General features: G+C 67.1%; 18 protein-coding genes. 13 read left to right on the top strand and 5 right to left on the bottom strand.

The window, feature by feature from the left end; all coding sequences use genetic code 11:
* Positions 1-6 precede the first annotated feature (6 nt).
* On the bottom strand, positions 7-2,940 hold the full coding sequence (locus QTI45_RS20410) for a DNA topoisomerase III (RefSeq protein WP_286655673.1): 2,934 nt from the start codon (positions 2,938-2,940) through the stop codon (positions 7-9).
* Between the two features lie 245 nt (positions 2,941-3,185).
* Here QTI45_RS20410 and QTI45_RS20405 point away from each other — a divergent pair, with 245 nt between their 5' ends.
* Genes QTI45_RS20405 through QTI45_RS20395 form a run of 3 tightly spaced genes read left to right on the top strand, consistent with a single transcriptional unit; the run spans position 3,186 to position 4,752 of the window.
* Positions 3,186-3,767 carry an SET domain-containing protein gene (locus tag QTI45_RS20405; protein WP_286371830.1) on the top strand — a complete coding sequence of 194 codons (582 nt, stop codon included), beginning with the start codon at positions 3,186-3,188 and terminating at the stop codon, positions 3,765-3,767.
* A gap of 2 nt (positions 3,768-3,769) precedes the next feature.
* Entirely contained in the window at positions 3,770-4,567 is a 798-nt protein-coding gene (locus QTI45_RS20400; RefSeq protein ID WP_286371829.1) for a biotin--[acetyl-CoA-carboxylase] ligase, read from the top strand.
* On the top strand, positions 4,567-4,752 hold the full coding sequence (locus QTI45_RS20395; protein WP_286655672.1) for a sporulation protein: 186 nt from the start codon (positions 4,567-4,569) through the stop codon (positions 4,750-4,752). Before QTI45_RS20400 ends, QTI45_RS20395 begins: the two co-directional genes overlap by 1 nt.
* Here QTI45_RS20395 and QTI45_RS20390 read toward each other — a convergent pair.
* From QTI45_RS20390 to QTI45_RS20380, 3 genes are all read right to left on the bottom strand, one after another.
* Positions 4,749-6,158, bottom strand: coding sequence for a sensor histidine kinase (locus QTI45_RS20390; RefSeq protein ID WP_286655719.1), 1,410 nt, complete (start codon positions 6,156-6,158; stop codon positions 4,749-4,751). The genes QTI45_RS20395 and QTI45_RS20390 overlap by 4 nt on opposite strands.
* Before the next feature lie 84 nt (positions 6,159-6,242).
* Positions 6,243-6,917 carry a response regulator gene (locus QTI45_RS20385; RefSeq protein ID WP_286371827.1) on the bottom strand — a complete coding sequence of 225 codons (675 nt, stop codon included), beginning with the start codon at positions 6,915-6,917 and terminating at the stop codon, positions 6,243-6,245.
* A 30-nt stretch (positions 6,918-6,947) separates the two neighbouring features.
* Entirely contained in the window at positions 6,948-7,418 is a 471-nt protein-coding gene (locus QTI45_RS20380) for a MarR family winged helix-turn-helix transcriptional regulator (RefSeq protein WP_286655671.1), read from the bottom strand.
* Between the two features lie 145 nt (positions 7,419-7,563).
* Between QTI45_RS20380 and recA the strand changes: the two genes are divergently transcribed.
* Together recA and recX are read left to right on the top strand one after the other, a co-directional pair.
* On the top strand, positions 7,564-8,676 hold the full coding sequence (gene recA, locus QTI45_RS20375) for a recombinase RecA (protein ID WP_286655670.1): 1,113 nt from the start codon (positions 7,564-7,566) through the stop codon (positions 8,674-8,676).
* A gap of 8 nt (positions 8,677-8,684) precedes the next feature.
* On the top strand, positions 8,685-9,134 hold the full coding sequence (gene recX, locus QTI45_RS20370; RefSeq protein WP_286655669.1) for a recombination regulator RecX: 450 nt from the start codon (positions 8,685-8,687) through the stop codon (positions 9,132-9,134).
* Between the two features lie 116 nt (positions 9,135-9,250).
* Here the strand turns inward: recX and argC are convergent, their stop codons facing one another.
* Entirely contained in the window at positions 9,251-10,174 is a 924-nt protein-coding gene (gene argC, locus QTI45_RS20365; protein ID WP_286655668.1) for an N-acetyl-gamma-glutamyl-phosphate reductase, read from the bottom strand.
* Positions 10,175-10,354: 180 nt separating this feature from the next.
* Between argC and sucC the strand changes: the two genes are divergently transcribed.
* The 8 genes from sucC to QTI45_RS20325 all read left to right on the top strand — a co-directional run bounded on the left by sucC (position 10,355) and on the right by QTI45_RS20325 (position 18,657).
* Positions 10,355-11,518 carry an ADP-forming succinate--CoA ligase subunit beta gene (sucC, locus tag QTI45_RS20360; protein ID WP_286655667.1) on the top strand — a complete coding sequence of 388 codons (1,164 nt, stop codon included), beginning with the start codon at positions 10,355-10,357 and terminating at the stop codon, positions 11,516-11,518.
* 10 nt (positions 11,519-11,528) lie between these two features.
* Positions 11,529-12,422 carry a succinate--CoA ligase subunit alpha gene (gene sucD / locus QTI45_RS20355; RefSeq protein ID WP_286655666.1) on the top strand — a complete coding sequence of 298 codons (894 nt, stop codon included), beginning with the start codon at positions 11,529-11,531 and terminating at the stop codon, positions 12,420-12,422.
* A 93-nt stretch (positions 12,423-12,515) separates the two neighbouring features.
* Positions 12,516-13,196: a TerC family protein gene (locus QTI45_RS20350; protein WP_286655665.1), complete on the top strand. Its 681-nt coding sequence runs from the start codon at positions 12,516-12,518 to the stop codon at positions 13,194-13,196.
* 26 nt (positions 13,197-13,222) lie between these two features.
* Positions 13,223-14,032, top strand: a complete 810-nt coding sequence (locus QTI45_RS20345; RefSeq protein ID WP_286371819.1) for a Stp1/IreP family PP2C-type Ser/Thr phosphatase — start codon at positions 13,223-13,225, stop codon at positions 14,030-14,032.
* Positions 14,033-14,099: 67 nt separating this feature from the next.
* Positions 14,100-14,756 carry an FHA domain-containing protein gene (locus tag QTI45_RS20340; protein WP_286371818.1) on the top strand — a complete coding sequence of 219 codons (657 nt, stop codon included), beginning with the start codon at positions 14,100-14,102 and terminating at the stop codon, positions 14,754-14,756.
* A 69-nt stretch (positions 14,757-14,825) separates the two neighbouring features.
* Positions 14,826-17,093: a CHASE2 domain-containing protein gene (locus QTI45_RS20335; protein WP_286655664.1), complete on the top strand. Its 2,268-nt coding sequence runs from the start codon at positions 14,826-14,828 to the stop codon at positions 17,091-17,093.
* Positions 17,094-17,128: 35 nt separating this feature from the next.
* Positions 17,129-17,941, top strand: a complete 813-nt coding sequence (locus QTI45_RS20330; protein WP_286655663.1) for a 3',5'-cyclic-nucleotide phosphodiesterase — start codon at positions 17,129-17,131, stop codon at positions 17,939-17,941.
* 203 nt (positions 17,942-18,144) lie between these two features.
* A complete protein-coding gene (locus tag QTI45_RS20325) occupies positions 18,145-18,657 on the top strand; it encodes a pilin (RefSeq protein ID WP_286655662.1) in 513 nt (170 codons plus the stop codon).
* Positions 18,658-18,690: the final 33 nt, after the last annotated feature.

Genomic DNA, 18,690 nt, shown 5'->3' with positions numbered 1-18,690 from the left:
TCTCCTTCATGCGCTGAGGTGCTTGCCGACGATGCCGGCCAGCTCGAACATCGTCACCTGGTCCTTGCCGAACACCGGCTTGAGCTTGGCGTCGGCATTGATGGCGCGCTTGTTGGCCGCGTCCTGCAGGCCGTTGGCCTTGATGTAGTCCCACAGCTTCTTGATGACCTCGGTGCGCGCGACCGGTTCGGCGCCGATCACCGCAGCCAGCGCGTCGCTGGGCTTGAGTCCGGCGCCGGGCTTGCGCGGGGCCTTGGGCGCAGCGGCCTTCTTCGCCGCTGCGACCTTCTTGGCGGCCGGCGTCTTGGCTGCGGCCTTCTTGGCCGCCGCCGGCGCCGCCTTGGCGAAGGTCTTGCGCGGCGGGAACTTGCTGGTCCGCGGCTCGAATTCGAAGGTCACCTTGCCCTCTTCCTTGTTCCATGTGAGGAAGGCCTTGAAGGCGCGGCGCGTGCGCATCGAGACGAACTTGTCGAGCAGATCGGTCTTGCCGGTGGCCAGCAGCTTCTCGACCTGGGCCCGCTCGATCGGCTGCTGCAGGATGATCTTGCCGGTCTTGAACGTGCAGCTCGGCGTCGGCTGCGCGGTGGTCGGCACCGACTTCTCGCAGACGTAGTTGCTGCCGTGCTCGAACACCGGCGCGCCGCAGACCGGGCACGGGCCCACGGTGTCCTGCTGACTGAAGTCGACGATCTCGCCGGTGTCGGCGTTCTTGTCGTCGCCGAAGTCGAACTCCAGCTTCCAGTTCTTCGCTTCCTCGTCGAACTTGAGAATGATCTCGGAAGTGAAAGGCCAGCCGGCCTTCGAGCGGAAGCCCTCCAGCGGGCCGATGTGCTTGTCGCGCAGCAGTGCCTCGGCCTCGGCCACCTCGAAGGTGCGGCCGGCCGGCGACTTGCCGAAGGAGAAGCCGCAAGCTTCCTGCCCCGGCTTGCCGGTGCAGCTGTAGCGCCGGTAGTTCTCCTTGACCACGCCGCCGCAGTTCGGGCACGGCGTCGCGAGCGTCGCGTAGTCGCCCGGCACCGTGTCGCGGTCGTACTCCTTGGCCTTGCGCACGATGTGCTCGGTCATCTCGGCGATCTCGGCCATGAAGTCGGCGCGGCTGAGCTTGCCGTGCTCCATCTGCGCCAGCTTGTATTCCCACTCGCCGGTGAGCTCGGCCTTGGACAATTCCTCGACGCCCAGCCCGCGCAGCAGCGTCATGAGCTGGAAAGCCTTGGCCGTCGGGATCAGTTCGCGCCCTTCGCGCAGCATGTACTTCTCGGCCAGCAGCCCTTCGATGATGGCCGCCCGCGTGGCCGGCGTGCCGAGGCCCTTCTCCTGCATGGCCTCGCGCAGTTCATCGTCGTCGATGGTCTTGCCGGCGCCTTCCATGGCGCCGAGGAGCGTGGCTTCGGAGTAGCGCGCGGGCGGCCGGGTCTTCAGTCCCTTGAGGTCGACCGTCTCAGCCTTCACCACTTCGCCGGGCTTGACCGGCACCAGCCGCTTGCCGTCCTTGTCGTCTTCCTTCTCGTCGTCCTCGGCCTCCTTGCCCCAGATCGCGAGCCAGCCGGCCTTCACGAGCACCTTGCCGTCCGTGCGGAACGGATACTTCTTGCCGCCCTGCTCGACCGTGCTGATGCGCGTCGTGACCTGGTACTCGGCGCTCGGGAAGAACACCGACATGAAGCGCCGCACCACGAAGTCGTACAGCTTCTGCTCGGCGTCCGAGAGTCCGCTGGGCGCCTGCAGGGTCGGGATGATCGCGAAGTGATCGCTGACCTTGGCGTTGTCGAAGATGCGCTTCGACGGCTTCACGTAGTTGTTGTCGACCGCCTGGCGGGCGAAGGGCGCAAGGTGCTTCATGCCGCTGTTGGCGAGCATGTTCATCGTGTCCTTGACCACCGGCAGGTAGTCCTCGGGCAGTGCGCGCGAGTCGGTCCGCGGATAGGTCAGCGCCTTGTGGCGTTCGTAGAGGCTCTGCGCCAGCGCCAGCGTGGTCTTGGCGCTGAAGCCGAAGCGGCCGTTGGCCTCGCGCTGCAGCGAGGTCAGGTCGAACAGCAGCGGCGACGCCGAGGTGGTGGGCTTGCTCTCCTCGGTGACGGTGGCCGGCTTGCCGCGCGCGGCGTCGGCGATCTCGCGCGCCTCGCGCTCGTTCCAGACCCGGTCGGCGCGCTGCTCGGGATCGGCCGCGCCGTCGGGGCCGGGCGGCGGCTTCTTCCAGTTCGGGTCGAACCACTTGCCGGGGTAGGTGCCGGCCTCGGCCAGGAAGCTGCCGTGCACTTCCCAGTAGTCGCGGCTCACGAACTTGCGGATCTTCTCCTCGCGCTCGACCACCACCGACAGCGTCGGCGTCTGCACCCGGCCGACGGTGGTCAGGAAGAAGCCGCCGTCGCGCGAGTTGAAGGCGGTCATGGCGCGCGTGCCGTTGATGCCGACCAGCCAGTCGGCCTCGGAGCGCGAGCGCGCGGCATCGGCCAGGCCCTGCATCTGCTGCTCGCTGCGCAGCTGGTCGAAGCCTTCGCGGATCGCCTGCGGCGTCATCGACTGCAGCCACAGGCGCTTGACCGGCTTGCCCAGCGGCGCCTTGCCGCCGGCGTACTGCTCGATCAGGCGGAAGATCAGCTCGCCCTCGCGGCCCGCGTCGCAGGCGTTGACCAGCTGCGTCACGTCCTTGCGCTTGGCCTGCTTGACCACGGCGTTGAGCCGGGTCTTGGTCTTGTCGACCGGCTTCAGGTCGAAGCGCGGCGGGATCACCGGCAGGTTGGCGAAACTCCACTTGCCGCGCTTGACGTCGAACTCCTCGGGCGCCTGGATCTCCACCAGGTGGCCGACCGCGCTGGTCACGACGTACTTCTCGTTCTCGAAGTGCTCGTCGTGCTTGTCGAACTTGCCGGCCACCGGCGTCAGCGCCCGCACGATGTCCTGCGCCACCGACGGCTTCTCTGCAATCACCAAAGTTTTCATCAACCAATCCTATTCATTCTGTTCACCCGCCCGCACCAGACCGGAACGCCCCTCCCTCTCGCCTCTCAGGCGAGGGCCGGGGGCCACCAGGCCGCCGCCGGGCCGCCCCAAGGCGGCCTGCGGCCCCCTCGGGGGGCAGCGACCCACACGCAGTGGGGGAGCGTGGGGGCCACATACAATCTGGCGCTTCTCGCGTGCGTACGCGCACGCGCATGCGTACATATTCAAACTAACAGACTTCGGCGATGCCTTCAAAATCCCCCATTTCCGGCGGCCGCCGAATCCAGACGCGGCGCTCCAGCGTCCATGGCAACGGCGTCTTCGCCGTGCAGGATATTGCAGAGGGAGAAACGCTCATCGAGTACAAGGGCGAGGTCATCTCGTGGAAGGAAGCCCTGCGCCGCCACCCGCACGACCCGGCCCAGCCGAACCACACCTTCTACTTCCACATCGATGACGACCGTGTGATCGATGGCAACGTCAACGGCAACGCCGCTCGCTGGATCAACCACTCCTGCGAGCCGAGCTGCGAGGCCGACGAGCAGGACGGCCGGATCTACATCAAGGCCTTGCGCAACATCGCCGCCGGCGAGGAGCTGAGCTACGACTACGGCCTGATCATCGACGAGCCCTACACCGAGAAGCTGCTGTCCGAGTTCCCTTGCTGGTGCGGCTCTTCGGACTGCCGCGGCACCTTGCTGGCGCCCAAGGAAGACGAGGACGAGGGCAAGAAGAAGAAAAAGAAGAAGAACGGCAAGAAAAAGAAAAAGAACAAGAAGAAAGCCGACAAGAAAAGCGCCAAGGCCGAAAAGTCCGACAAGCACTGAGCATGGCCGCCCCCTGGTTCGAAGACGAGATCACGCAGGGCCTGCAGCCGATGCTGCCCGGCCTGCGGGTCGAGGTGGTGGCCGAGATCGATTCCACCAACAGCGAACTGATGCGCCGTGCGCGCGATGGCCGCAATGCCCCGGTGCTGCTCGTGGCCGTGCGGCAGACGGCCGGCCGCGGCCGGATGGGCCGGCCCTGGCAGAGCGCGCAGGACGCCGGCGAGCCGCCCTCGCTGACCTTCTCCCTCGGCTTGCCGCTGGCGCCGCGCGACTGGTCCGGCCTGTCGCTGGCGGTGGGCGCCAGCGTCGCCGAGAGCCTGGACCCCACGCAGGCCGCCGGCGTGAAGCTCAAATGGCCCAACGACGTATGGAAAGAGGAGCGCAAGCTCGCCGGCATCCTCATCGAGACCGCCCTGCTCCAGCCTGACGCCAGCGATCGCTACCTCGTGATCGGCATCGGCATCAATGTCGGGCCACGCGAGGCCGTGGGCCTCAACACCCCGCCGGCCTGGCTGAAGGAATGGCGCCCCGACATCACGCCGGGCGAGGTGCTGCGCGAGATCGTGGTGCCGCTGGTGCGTGACGTGCTGCTCTTCAACGACCGCGGCTTCGTGCCCTTCGCGGCCCGGTTTGCCGAGCGGGACGTCCTGCGCGGCCGCGACGTCCGCCTGAGCGACGGCACCGAAGGGCACTGCGAGGGCGTGGGCTGGGGCGGCGAGCTGCTGGTGCGGACGGCCGCCGGCGTCCAGCTGATCAGCAGCGCCGAAGTCAGCGTCCGGCCGCAGTCCGGACCGCGATGATGCTGCGGCTGCTCGTCGCTGCGCTCCTGATCGCCAACCTGGGCTACTTCGCCTGGACCCGCGGCGCACTCGCCCTCTTCGGCGCCGAGCCGGCCCGCTTCAGCGAGACCGAGCCGCAGCGCCTGCAGCAGCAGGTCCGGCCCGAGATGCTGCAGATCCGCAAGAATCCACCGGCCAAGCCCTAGCCGGCGCCCTTCCCGGGCTGCGCGTGGGGGCCCGCATCGATGCGCAGAGTCACCAGTGTCCCCGGCGGCTGCTGCCCCGGGTGGGCGTCCTCGAGTCGAACGGTCGCGAAGTGCTGGCGCGCGATCTCGCGCACGATCGGCAGGCCCAGCCCGGAGCCGTCGGCCTCGTTGCCCAGCACGCGGTAGAAGGGCTGGAACACCAGTTCGCGATCGTGCTCGGCGATGCCCGGGCCGTTGTCCTCGACCTGCAGCACCAGCACGTGGCCGAAGGGGTCGACCAGCACCCGCGCCGTGATGACGCCGGGCCGCTCGGGCACCGAGGGCGTGTAGTTGAGCGCGTTGTCGACCAGGTTGCGCACCAGTTCCTTCAGCAGCGTCGGATTGCCCTCGAACACCACGCCGGGCGAGCCGGTTTCCGCGCCTTCGTAGCCGAGGTCGATGCGCTTGTCGATCGCCCGTGGCACCGCCTCGCGCACCACCTCGATCGTGAGCCGCGCCAGGTCGCAGGGCTGGCGCCCGATGTTGGCGCCGCTGCCTTCGGCGCGCGCCAGCGACAGCAGCTGGTTGACCGTGTGCGTGGCGCGCACGCTGGCGCGGCCGATCTGCTTGAGCGATTTCTTGAGCTCGTCGGCATTGGCGCCTTCGCGCTGCGCCAGGTCGGCCTGCATGCGCAGGCCGGCCAGCGGGGTCTTGAGCTGGTGCGCCGCATCGGCCAGGAAGCGCTTCTGGGTGCCGATCGAATCGTTGAGCTTGCTCAGCAGGTCATTCACCGACAGCACCAGCGGCACCACCTCGAGCGGCACCGAGGATTCGTCCAGCGGGCTCAGGTCGCCGGGCTTGCGCTCGCGGATCCGCGCCTCGACCACCGACAGCGGCTTGATGCCGCGCACCAGCGCCAGCCAGATCAGCAGCACCGCCAGCGGCAGGATGGCGAACTGCGGCAGCAGCACGCCCTTGATGATCTCGGTCGCCAGCACCGACTGCTTCTCGCGCGTCTCGGCCACCTGCAGCAGCGCCAGCGGCGCGTCCGGCGTGCTGCCGGCGACCCACAGCGAGGCGATGCGCACCCTCTGGCCGTGGATCTGGCCGTCGCGCAGATAGACCACGCCGGGAATCGGCGGGTCGTCGGTGCCCGGGAACGGGACTTCGCGCTCGCCGCTCAGCAGCGTGCCGTGGCCGTCGAGTAGCTGGTAGTAGACCTGGTCGACGTCGTCGCCGCCGAGGATCTCGCGCGCCGGCTGCGGCAGCACGAACTTGATCCGGCCGTTGTCGGCGTCGACCAGCCGGCCCAGTGTCTGGATATTGGATTCGAGCGCCCGGTCGAAGGGCGCATTCGCGATGCCCTGGGCGACCAGCCAGGTCACGCCGATGCTGACCGGCACCAGCAGCAGCAGCGGCGTGAGCATCCAGTCGAGGATCTCGCCGAACAGGGAGCGCTGGGCGCGCTGGAAGAGTTTGACCAAGCGACGGGCGGGCTGGTGCGGGCCAGGCTAGGAAGGGATCTTCTCGAGGCAGTAGCCGAGTCCGCGCACCGTGGCGATGCGCACCGGCCCCTTCTCGATCTTCTTGCGCAGCCGATGGATGTAGACCTCGATCGCGTTGAGGCTGACCTCCTCGCCCCATTCGCACAGGCGCTCGACCAGCTGGTCCTTGCTGACCAGCCGGCCGGCACGCTGCAGCAGCACCTCGAGCAGGCCCAGCTCGCGCGCCGACAGCTCGATCATCTTGCCGTCGATGGTCGCCACCCGGCCCGCCTGGTCGTAGACCAGCGGGCCATGCTTGATCGCGTTGCTGGTGCCGCCCATGCCGCGCCGCGTGAGGGCCCGCACGCGGGCTTCGAGCTCCTGCAGCGAGAAGGGCTTGGCCATGTAGTCGTCGGCGCCGTAGTCCAGGCCCTTGACGCGCTCCTCGACGCTGTCGGCGGCGGTCAGCACCAGCACCGGCAGCTGCGAGCCGCGGGCGCGCAGGCGCTTGAGGATCTCGAGGCCGTGCAGGTTGGGCAGGCCGAGGTCGAGGATCAGCAGGTCGAATTCGCTGTTGGTCATCAGCGCGGCATCGGCCTGCGAGCCGGTCGCGACGTGGTCGACCGCCGAGCCCGAGGTGCGCAGGCTGCGCAGCAGGGCATCGGCCAGCACCTGGTCATCTTCTGCAATCAGTATTCGCATGGTGCCTTGCCTCCAGAGCAACCTTGAATTCTAGGCCGCCGTGTACGCCTCGAGACCGATGGTTACCACGGTGGCGATCTCGCTGCCGACGCTGGCGCGGAACTCGTCCTCGGCCTGCGCGACGGCACGGCGGAAGGCCTCCAGCCAGGCCAGCCCGTCAGTCGTGAACAGCACCCGCCGCGCCCGCGCATCGAAGGGATCGGGCCCGCGCGTGACCAGCCCCCAGGCCTCGCACTGGTCGACCAGCGTGCCCATTGCCTGCTTGGTCATGCCGGCGCGCTCGGCCAGTTCGGTCAGCCGCGAGCCCTCGCGCGCCAGGTGCCGCGTGATGTGGATGTGGGCCGCGCTCACCTGGGCCCGGGCCGCCAGGTTCGACAGCGCCAAAGGCACCTCGGCGTCGTGCGCCATCAGGCTCAGCACCCGCTCGTCGAAGCGGCGCATCGCGTGGCCCAGCAGGCGGCCGAGGTGGATCTGGCGCCAGGCGTCGGAGGGTATTTCCATGGCGTTATATGGTAAGGCAAACTGACCAAAAAATGACTTCCCGGCCCGGTATCTCTCGCTACACTACTGTTCAAGCATCCAGCCTGTGATTAAAAGCAGATCGATGCGGCCTCTACAACCCATTGATATTCAAGGAGTTTTCCACATGGACGCACTCGTCAAAGGCACCAGCATCTCGGTCCCCAACAGCGAAAAGGCCAAGGCCCTGCAGGCCGCCCTGGCCCAGATCGAAAAGCAGTTCGGCAAGGGCACGATCATGCGGCTGGGCGAGGGCGAGGCCCTGGAAGACATCCAGGTGGTTTCCACCGGCTCGCTGGGCCTGGACATCGCACTCGGCGTCGGTGGCCTGCCGCGCGGCCGCGTGATCGAGATCTACGGCCCTGAATCCTCCGGCAAGACCACGCTCACCCTGCAGGTCATCGCCGAGATGCAGCGCCAGGCCGGCACCTGCGCCTTCGTCGATGCCGAGCACGCGCTCGACGTGCAATACGCGCAGAAGCTCGGCGTCAACCTGTCCGACCTGCTGATCAGCCAGCCCGACACCGGCGAGCAGGCGCTCGAGATCGTCGACTCGCTGGTGCGTTCGGGCGCGGTCGACCTGATCGTGGTCGACTCGGTCGCCGCGCTCACGCCCAAGGCCGAAATCGAAGGCGAGATGGGCGACTCGCTGCCCGGCCTGCAGGCCCGCCTCATGAGCCAGGCGCTGCGCAAGCTCACCGCCACCATCAAGAAGACCAACTGCATGGTCATCTTCATCAACCAGATCCGCATGAAGATCGGCGTCATGTTCGGCTCGCCCGAAACCACCACCGGCGGCAATGCGCTCAAGTTCTACGCCTCGGTGCGGCTGGACATCCGCCGCATCGGCACCATCAAGAAGGGCGACGAGGCCATCGGCAACGAGACCAAGGTCAAGGTGGTCAAGAACAAGGTGTCGCCGCCTTTCAAGACCGCCGAGTTCGACATCCTGTTCGGCGAGGGCATCAGCCGCGAAGGCGAGATCATCGACATGGGCGTCAACGCCAAGATCGTCGACAAGTCGGGTGCCTGGTACGCCTACAACGGCGAGAAGATCGGCCAGGGCCGCGACAACGCGCGCGAGTTCCTGCGCGAGAACCCCGATCTGTCGCGCGAAATCGAGAACAAGGTGCGCGAGTCGCTGGGCATTCCGCTGCTGGCCGGGGCGGTCGAGAGCGCCGGTGCCGACGCCGACAAGCCCGAAAAGGCGGAGAAGGCCGACAAGGCCGACAAGAAGTAATCACCCGCATGGCCTTCAGTGCGCCATCGCTCAAGGGGCGCGCCCTGCGCCTCTTGAGCCAGCGCGAGCATTCGCGCGCCGAGCTCGAGCGCAAGCTCAAGAAATACGAGGAAGAGCCCGGCACCCTGGCCCAGGCCCTCGACGAGCTGGCGGCCAAGGATTTCATCAGCGAGGCGAGGGTGGTGCAGTCGGTGCTGCACCAGCGGGCGGCCCGGCTGGGCGCTGCCCGCGTCCGCCAGGAGCTGTTGCACAAGGGCATCGCCCCCGAAGCGGTCGCCGAGGCGGTGGCGGGGCTGCAGGGCAGTGAGTTCGAACGTGCGCTCGAGGTCTGGAAGCGCCGCTTCGGCGTCCCGCCGCAGGATGCGACCGAGCGCGCCCGGCAGGTGCGCTTCCTGATGGCGCGCGGATTCGCCGGCGGAGTCGTCGCCAAGGTGCTGCGGTACGACGCGGACGAATAGGCCGGCGCAGCCAGCCCTGTTGTTGAAACACCGCGGAACCGGCTTGCCGGGCCGCTGGTGTTGCCCCCGGCAGGGGGTGGGCGGGCTACACGAAGTGAGCCCAACCTGGGGGCGAGCTACAAACCCAGCATCAGCTTGAGGTTCTGCACCGCCGCGCCGCTCGCGCCCTTGCCCAGGTTGTCGAGCCGGGCAATGACCACCGCATGCCGGTGATCCTCGTTCGGGAACACGCGGATCTCCAGCTGGTTGGTGTCGTTGAGCGCCAGCGCGTCGATCTTGCCGTCGGCCGTCGGCGGCAGCACCTTCACGAACTGCTCCGGCGTGTTGCTCTTCGCGTAGTGGGCCGCCAGCGCGTCGTGCAGATGGGCGGCGCTCGGGCGGTCGGGCAGGTCGTCGAGGTGCAGCGGCAACTGCACCAGCATGCCCTGCTTGAAGTTGCCCACCGAGGGGATGAAGACCGGACGGCGGGTGAGGCCGGTGTACTTCATGATCTCGGGGATGTGCTTGTGCTTGAGCCCCAGCGCGTAGGTCTCGAACAGCGGTGCCTCGCCCTTTTCGTAGGCCTCTATCATGGTCCGGCCGCCGCCCGAGTAGCCGCTGACCGAGGGCAGGGCGATCGGGAAGTCGGGTGGCAGCAGGCCGGCATCGACCAGCGGGCGGACGATCGCGATGGCGCCGGTGGCATAGCAGCCGGGGTTGGCCACGCGCTCGGCCGCGGCGACCGCGTCCGCGTGTCCGACAGCCAGCTCGGGGAAGCCGAAGACCCAGCCGTCGGCGGTGCGGTGCGCGGTCGAGGCGTCGATGATCTTGGGGCGGCGGCCCTGGAGCTGGTCGATCAGCGCCACCGATTCGCGCGCCGCGTCGTCGTGCAGGCACAGCACGACCAGGTCGACGCCGGCCATCAGCTCGCGCTTGGCGGCGACGTCCTTTCGCAGCTCGGGGGCGATGCTCACGAGCTCGATCTGCGGCATCGTCTGAAGCCGCTCGCGGATCTGGAGGCCGGTGGTTCCGGCCTCGCCATCGATGAAGACCTTGGGCATATGCAAGCCTCGTGTGCCTTGGGAGTAAATACGTATTGACCACAAAGCGGGGTCAATTGTTGGTGCGGCGCACCATGATACAGTCCCCTGCTGTCCGCCGCCCCCGCCCCCCAGGCGCCGTGGCCCGTGGGCAACAACCACATTCTCCCGACTCCCAACCCCGTTCCGAGAGACACCCTCATGAAGATTCACGAGTACCAAGGCAAGGAAATTCTTGCCAAGTTCGGCGTGCCCGTACCCCGCGGCATCCCGGCGTACACAGTTCAGGAGGCGGTCGAGGCCGCCCAGAAGCTTGGCGGCCCGGTCTGGGTCGTCAAGGCCCAGATCCATGCAGGCGGCCGCGGCAAGGGCGGTGGCGTCAAGGTCGCCAAGTCGATCGAGGACGTCAAGAAACTGGCCGGCGACATCCTCGGCATGCAGCTCAAGACGCACCAGACCGGCCCCGAAGGCCAGAAGGTCCGTCGCCTGTACATCGAGGACGGCGCCGACATCCAGAAGGAATACTACGTCTCGGCCGTGACCGACCGCGCCACCCAGAAAGTGGCCTTCATCGCCTCGAGCGAAGGCGGCATGGACATCGAGGAAGTGGCCCACTCCACGCCCGAGAAGATCGTCACCGAGTTCATCGACCCGCTGACCGGCCTCGGCGACGCCCAGGCCAAAAAGATCGCCGACGCGATCGGCATCCCGGCCGACTCCACCGCCCAGGCCGTGGACGTCTTCAAGAAGCTCTACACCTGCTACATGGAAACGGACGCCTCGCTGGTCGAGATCAATCCGCTCAACCGTGACAGCAAGGGCGGCATCATGGCGCTCGACGCCAAGTTCAACTTCGATAGCAACGCGCTGTTCCGCCACCCCGAGCTGGTCGCCCTGCGCGACCTCGACGAGGAGGACGCGGCCGAAGTCGAAGCCAGCAAGTTCGACCTCGCCTACATCAGCCTCGACGGCAACATCGGCTGCCTGGTGAACGGCGCCGGCCTGGCCATGGCGACCATGGACACCATCAAGCTGTTCGGCGGCGAGCCGGCCAACTTCCTCGACGTGGGCGGCGGCGCCACCCCCGAGAAGGTGACCGAAGCCTTCAAGATCATGCTAAAGAACAAGAACGTCGAGGCCATCCTGGTCAACATCTTCGGCGGCATCATGAAGTGCGACACCATCGCCACCGGCGTGATCGCGGCCTGCAAGGCCGTGAACCTGCAAGTGCCGCTGGTGGTGCGCATGAAGGGCACCAACGAAGTCGAAGGCAAGAAGCTGCTGGCCGATTCGGGCCTGCCGATCATCAGCGCCGACACGATGGCGGAAGCCGCTCAGAAGGTCGTTGCGGCCGTCGCCAAGTAAGGAACAAGTCATGTCGATCTACATCAACAAAGACACCAAGGTCATCACGCAAGGCATCACCGGCAAGACCGGCCAGTTCCACACGGAAAAGTGCCAGGAATACGCGAACGGCAAGAACTGCTTCGTGGCTGGCGTGAATCCGAAGAAGGCCGGCGAGTCGATCTTCAACATCCCGATCTACGCCTCGGTCAAGGAAGCGGCCTCGCAGACCGGCGCCACCGTGTCGGTGATCTACGTGCCGCCGGCCGGCGCCGCCGCCGCCATCTGGGAAGCCGTCGAGGCCGACCTCGACATGGCGATCTGCATCACCGAAGGCATCCCGGTTCGCGACATGCTCGAGGTGCGCAACAAGATGCACGCCAAGGAAGCCGCGGGCGGCAAGAAGACGCTGCTGCTGGGCCCCAACTGCCCTGGCCTGATCACGCCCGACGAGATCAAGATCGGCATCATGCCCGGCCACATCCACCGCAAGGGCCGCATCGGCGTGGTCAGCCGCTCCGGCACGCTGACCTATGAAGCCGTGGCCCAGCTCACCGAGATCGGCCTCGGCCAGTCGAGCGCAGTCGGCATCGGCGGCGACCCGATCAACGGCCTGAAGCACATCGACGTCATGAAGGCCTTCAACGAAGATCCCGACACCGATGCCGTGATCATGATCGGCGAGATCGGTGGCCCCGACGAGGCCGAAGCCGCGCGCTGGTGCAAGGACAACATGAAGAAGCCGATCGTCGGTTTCATCGCCGGTGTCACGGCGCCTCCGGGCAAGCGCATGGGCCACGCCGGCGCGCTGATCTCGGGCGGTGCCGACACAGCCGATGCCAAGCTGGCCATCATGGAAGAGAGCGGCTTCACGGTGACGCGCAACTTCTCGGAACTGGCCAAGCGCCTCAAAGCACTGCTGTAAGAAGCTTCGTTTCTCGTTCGACCACACAAGAGAAGGGCGCCCGCAACATGGTTGCGGGCGCTTTTTCAATCAATAACAGTGGAATAAAGAGACATGGAAATCCTTCAAACCTCGGACTTCTGGATCGGTCTGCTCAAGATCGTATGGATCAACATCATCCTCTCGGGCGACAACGCGGTCGTGATCGCGATGGCTGCCCGGTCGCTGCCGCCCCATCAGCAGCGCACGGCCGTGCTGTTCGGCTCGGGTGCAGCGGTGGTGTTGCGTGTCATCCTGACGGTGGTCGCGGCCAAGCTGCTGGCGCTGCCCTACCTGCAGATCGTCGGCGGCCTGCTGCTGCTGTGGATCGGCACCCAGCTGCTCAGCGGCGAGGAGGACGGCGAGGGGGAGGGCAAGGAATACGGCAGCATGCTGGGCGCGATCCGCACCATCCTGCTGGCCGACCTGGTCATGAGCCTGGACAACGTGATCGCGGTGGCCGCGGCTGCGCAGGGCAGCATGGTGCTGCTGGTCCTCGGGCTGGCGATCAGCATTCCGCTGGTGGTCTTCGGCAGTACCCTGATGATCAAGCTGATGGAGCGTTTCCCGATCATCATCATGCTCGGCGCGGCGCTGATCGGCTGGGTGGCGGGCGAGACGATCGTCAGCGATGCCGTGCTGCGCGATATGCTCACGGCCAATCCGTGGCTGCACTACGCGGCCGCGGCGGCCGGTGCGGCGTTCGTGGTGGCCGTGGGAAGATGGCTGCAGAAGCGATCCCACGCCACCGGCTGAGCGGCGGCCAACCAACAACCTGACCCATGGCGAATCCCGGCACTTCAGTTTCCATTGATCCCAGCGTGCTGAGGTGGGAGTTCGCCGCACTCACCGACCCTGGCCGGGTGCGCGCCAACAACGAGGACACGATCGCCTTCGAGCCGTCGCTGGGTCTGGTCCTGCTGGCCGACGGCATGGGCGGCTACAACGGCGGCGAGGTGGCCAGCGGCATGGCGATCGCGCTGCTGCAAGCCAGTTTCGGACGCTGGCTCGCGCACGCCGGGCCGCAGGCGCATCCGAAGGCGGTCAAGCGCGCCCTGCAGGCCGGCACCGACGAGGCCAACGCGGCCATCCTCGAGGCGGGCATCGCGAATGTGCAGCTCCAAGGCATGGGAACCACGCTGGTGCTGGCGGCCTTCGGGTCGCAGCGCGCCATCGTCGGCCATATCGGCGACTCGCGCTGCTACCGTCTGCGCGACGAAAAACTGGAACTGCTCACGCGCGACCATTCGCTGCTGCAGGAGCAGCTCGACGCCGGCGCGATCACGCCCGAGCAGGCGATCCAGTCGCCGCATCGCAACCTGGTGACCCGTGCGCTCGGCATCGAGCGCCACGTCGACCTCGAAATGCACGAGCACGACGTCAGGCCCGGCGACCTGTTCCTGCTGTGTTCGGACGGGCTGTCCGAGATGGTTTCGAACGCGCAGCTTTTCACGATTCTGTTACAAGATATCGGTTTGCCTGAGAAAGCAACACTTTTGGTTGCAACTGCGAACGACAATGGTGGACGGGATAACATTTCGGTTGTCCTGGCCCGGGCGGGTGGGACCAAGGCCCCCGGGGCAACCGGCTAGAAAGGTCTGGAAACCTGTGCTGCAAGGGCCCCGCTGTGAACAAAAAAACGAGATCCAGGAGTCGGCCATGCCGAAATTGATCGTGTCGATCGACGGCGTCGTGATCAAGGACGTGACGCTCGCCAAGGACCGGACCACATTGGGACGCCGGCCCTACAACGACATCGTGGTCGACAATCTGGCGATCAGCGGCGAGCATGCCGTGCTGCACATGATCGGCGGCGATGTCTACCTGGAAGATCTCAACAGCACCAACGGCACCTACGTCAACGGCCGCGCCATCAAGAAGCAGGCGCTCGAGCAGAACGACGTCATCGAGGTCGGCAAGTACAAGATCCGCTTTCTCGCCGGCCCCGCCGCGGCGACCGAGAGCCTGCTGCCGGTCCGTGCCGCAGCGGCGCCGCCCTCGGGCCCGATTCCCCTTTCGTCCGCGCCCACCGTGCAGTCCCCGCTTGGTGGCGGCACGGCCGGCGCTGCAGTCATGCGGGTGCTCAGCGGTTCGGCGGCAGGGCGCGAGCTCTCGCTGCAGAAAGTCGTCACCACCATCGGCAAGCCCGGCCTGGCGGTCGCCGCGGTCACGCGCCGGCTGCATGGCTACGTGGTGGCGCCGATCGACGGCGAAACCCAGCTCAACGGCGAACCCCTCGGCAGCGAGGCCGTGGCGCTCCAGGACGGCGACGTGCTCGAACTCGGCGGCACGCGGATGCAGTTCGTCGTCGTCTGACCGCGCCCTGAACTTCCGCCCGCAAGGCCGCTGCGGCGAGCACACGACGTGCCGGCCGCGGGAGCGCGAATGAAAGCGCTGCGGCGCCATGGCGCGCGCATCGCGATCACGCTGCTGCCGGTGCTGCTGGCCCTGGCGCATGTGCTGGGCGCCTGGCAGCTGCCCTTTCTCGAGCGGCTCGACCGCTTCATCTACGACGTGCGCCTGCGCGCCACCCTGCCGGGCACGCTCGATCCGCGCATCGTCATCGTCGACATCGACGACACCAGCCTGCAGCGGCTCGGCCAATGGCCCTGGGGCCGCGACCAGCTGGCCCGGCTGACCACCGAGATCATGGAGCGCCAGCAGGCCCGGGTGCTCGGGTTCGACGTGCTGTTCGTCGAGCCCGATGCCAGCTCGGGGCTGGCGGCGCTGCGCCAGCTCGCCAAAGAGGCGCAGCGGGAGCGGCCGGGCCTCACGCAGGAGATCGAGGGACTCGCGCACCTCCTCGATCGCGACGCGGTCTTCGCGAAGACGCTCGCCGATCGGCGGGTGGCCCTCGGCTTCTATTTCACCCGTTCCGCGGAGCCCCGCGCCAAGGGCCGCTTGCCGGCGCCGGTGCTGCCGGCCGGCGCCTTCCCCGAAGGACGCGACTACACGACGCGCTGGAACGGCTTCGTCGGCAGCATTCCGGTCCTGGCAGAGGCGGCGCCGGCGGGCGGTTTCCTGAACGTGGTGCTGGATCGGGACGTGGATGGCGTGGTGCGCTCCGTGCCGCTGATCGCGCGCTACGAAGGGGCCAGTGCCGAGCCCGGCTACTACGAATCGCTGGCGCTGGTCGTCCATCGCCTGGCGCTGGGCTATTCCGGCCTGGCGCCGCTCCTTGCGCCTGCCGGGCATGGCGCCGGCCCGCCGCCCCTGGAAGCGCTGCTGCTTTCGACCGGGGCCGATCGCACGCGCGTGCCGGTCGACGGCAGCGCCAGCGTGCTGGTGCCGTTCCGCGGCCCGGGCGGCCCGCTCGGTGGCTCCTTCCGCCACATTTCCGCCTCCGAGGTGATCGACGGCGCGCTCGCTCCCGGCGAACTCAAGGGCAAGATCGTGCTCGTCGGCTCGACCGCGCCGGGCCTGCAGGACCTGCGCTCGACGCCGGTCGGTGCCGACTTCCCCGGTGTGGAAGTGCACGCCAACATCATCTCGGGGCTCCTGGATTCGCGGATCCCCGCCGAGCCCGACTACGCGCAGGGCTACGAACTGGTGATGCTGCTGGCGGCCGGACTGGCCTTGGCCTTCGGCCTCTCGCTGAGCGCGGCGGCGCGCGCCGTCGGGGTGGCGGCATTGATCTGCGCGGTGCTGATCGGCCTCAACACCTGGCTCTACCTCGGCGCCGGCCTGGTGCTGCCGCTGGCCGCCTCCCTGGTGATGGTCGCGCTGTCCTTCGTGCTCAACATGAGCTGGGGCTATTTTGTCGAGGGACGTTCGAGCCGCGGCCTGGCCCGGCTGTTCGGCACCTATGTGCCGCCGCAGCTGGTGGACGAGATGCGCGCCGATCCGCAGCGCTACAGCATGCGGGCGGAAAACAAGGAACTCACCGTGATGTTCTGCGACATGCGCGGCTTCACGCGCCTGGCCGAGCAGCTGGCCCCGGCCGACCTGCAGGCCTTCCTGAACGTCTTCTTCAGCCGGCTGAGCGAAATCATCAGCGCCCGTCGCGGCACGGTCGACAAGTACATGGGCGACTGCGTGATGGCGTTCTGGGGCGCGCCGGTCGAGGCGGCCGACCATGCCGAGCTGGCCGTCCAGGCGGCGGTCGAAATGGTGGCCGCGGTGGGCGAGCTCAACGCCAGCCGCCGCATGGGCGGCTTGCCGCAGATCCAGGTCGGCATCGGCATCAACACCGGCGTGATGAGCGTCGGCGACATGGGCTCGGCGGTGCGCCGCAGCTACACGGTGGTCGGTGATGCGGTCAACCTGGCGTCGCGGCTCGAGGGCCTGGGCGTGCACTACGGCGTCGACATCGTCGCCAGCGAGTCGACCCGCCGCGCGGCGCCCGGCTTCGTCTGGCAGGAGCTCGACACGGTCCGAGTCCAGGGCAAGGCCCGGACCGTGCGGGTCTTCACGCCCATCGGAAGACCGGAAAATGTGGGCGCGCAGTCGCGGCTGGACCTTGAGCGCTGGCATTGCGTGCTTTCGGCTTACCGCGGACAAAATTGGTTACAAGGACAGGCTATGCTCGCGCCTCTCGCCGCCGCGGATGCCAAAAAAGTCCTTTACCAGCTGTATGCGCAGCGTTTAGCCTCGATGTCATTGCAGCCTGTGGACCCTGAGTGGGACGGCGCAACCCGGTTCGATTCGAAGTAGCGGCCTGCGGGCTGGAAAGTCAAAAGGTCTCGCGAATGCAGGTGCGTGTGTTGGGGTGCTCCGGCGCCATCGCCAAGGACTGCCGCACGACCTCTTTCCTGGTCGATTGCGACCTGCTGGTCGACGCCGGCACCGGCGTCGGCGACCTCACGCTCGACGAGATGGCCAAGATCGACGACGTGGTGCTGACGCATTCGCACCTCGATCATGTCGCGGCCCTGCCTTTGATGATCGATGCCATCGCCAGCCGCCGCACCCGGCCGCTGCGCGTGCATGCGCTGCGCGCGACCATCGAGGCGCTGCGGGCGCATGTGTTCAACAACGTCATCTGGCCCGATTTCGCCAGCATTCCGAGTCGCGAGGCCCCGTTCGTGAGCTTTCACGATCTGGTGATCGGCCAGGAGCTGCAGCTGGGTTCGCGGGCGCTGAAACACATCGAGGTGCTGCCGGCCGTGCACACGGTGCCGGCCTGCGGCTTTGCCGTGCGCTGCGCGCAGGGCGGGGCGCACTGGGTGTTCAGCGGCGACACCGAGCGCAACGCGCAGTTCTGGACCCGCGTGAACCAGCTGGATGTCGCGATGCTGGTGATCGAGACCGCGTTCAGCAACCGGGAGCAGGCGCTGGCGCAGCGCAGCCTGCACCTGTCGCCGGCCACCCTGGCGGACGAACTCTCGCAGATCGCGCCCGGGCACAACTACCCGATCTACATCACGCACACCAAGCCGGCAGAGACGGGCGAGATCATGAGCCAGATCGACAGCATCGCGCATGGCTCGAGGATGCAGGGCGCGGGCGTGGCGGGATGGGATATCCGCTGGCTGAAGGCGAACGAGGTGCTGGTGGTCTGACGAGGCTTGGCAGGTGAATGACAAAAATGTCATCACACGTCGGAACCTTGCAACAGTTTTCGTCACACGTTGTAACTAGAACGTGAACAAATGCGCAGGAAAAGCGGGCTGGCACGGCGGACTCAAGGATGGCACAGATGCTGCGGTTACTCGACCGCACCGGGGGCCGCCTCGGGCTCTCTTAACCAACCTGGAGTGAGTAAATGAACCATCGCACCATCGCCCGCCGCGCACAAGCCGGCTTCACCCTTATCGAATTGATGATCGTTGTCGCGATCATCGGTATCCTGGCTGCTGTGGCGCTGCCGGCATATCAGGACTATACGGTCCGCGCCAAAGTGAGCGAAGGTTTGTCGTTGGCCGCCAGTGCCAAGACCGCTGTGGCGGAGAACGCTGCAAACGGTGCTGCTTTCGATTCGGGCTGGACTGCACCGGCCGCTACGAAGAACGTCGCCAGCGTTGGAATCACCCCGAGTAACGGCGCAATCACCATCACTTATGCAAGCGCCATTGACAGCGGAGCAACTCTGATCCTTTCCCCTGTTGACGGCAGCCCGACCTCCGGCACTGCACTGTCTGGCGCTGCCTCCTCTTCGACCATTCCGACCGCAGGCAGCATCTCCTGGAACTGCAAGTCCGGTGGTTCCACCTCTGGTTACGTCGGAACCTCTGGCAGCATCCAGGCTAAGTACGTGCCCGCGGAGTGCCGCAAGTAAGCGCAGTCGCGAGTCATAAAAGGCGCCTGTGGC

Origin of the sequence: Variovorax saccharolyticus, assembly GCF_030316765.1 — a bacterium.
Taxonomy (GTDB): Bacteria; Pseudomonadota; Gammaproteobacteria; order Burkholderiales; family Burkholderiaceae_C; genus Variovorax; species Variovorax saccharolyticus.
Note: the sequence above shows the minus strand (reverse complement) of the source record. Positions and strands in the feature narration are given on the sequence as shown.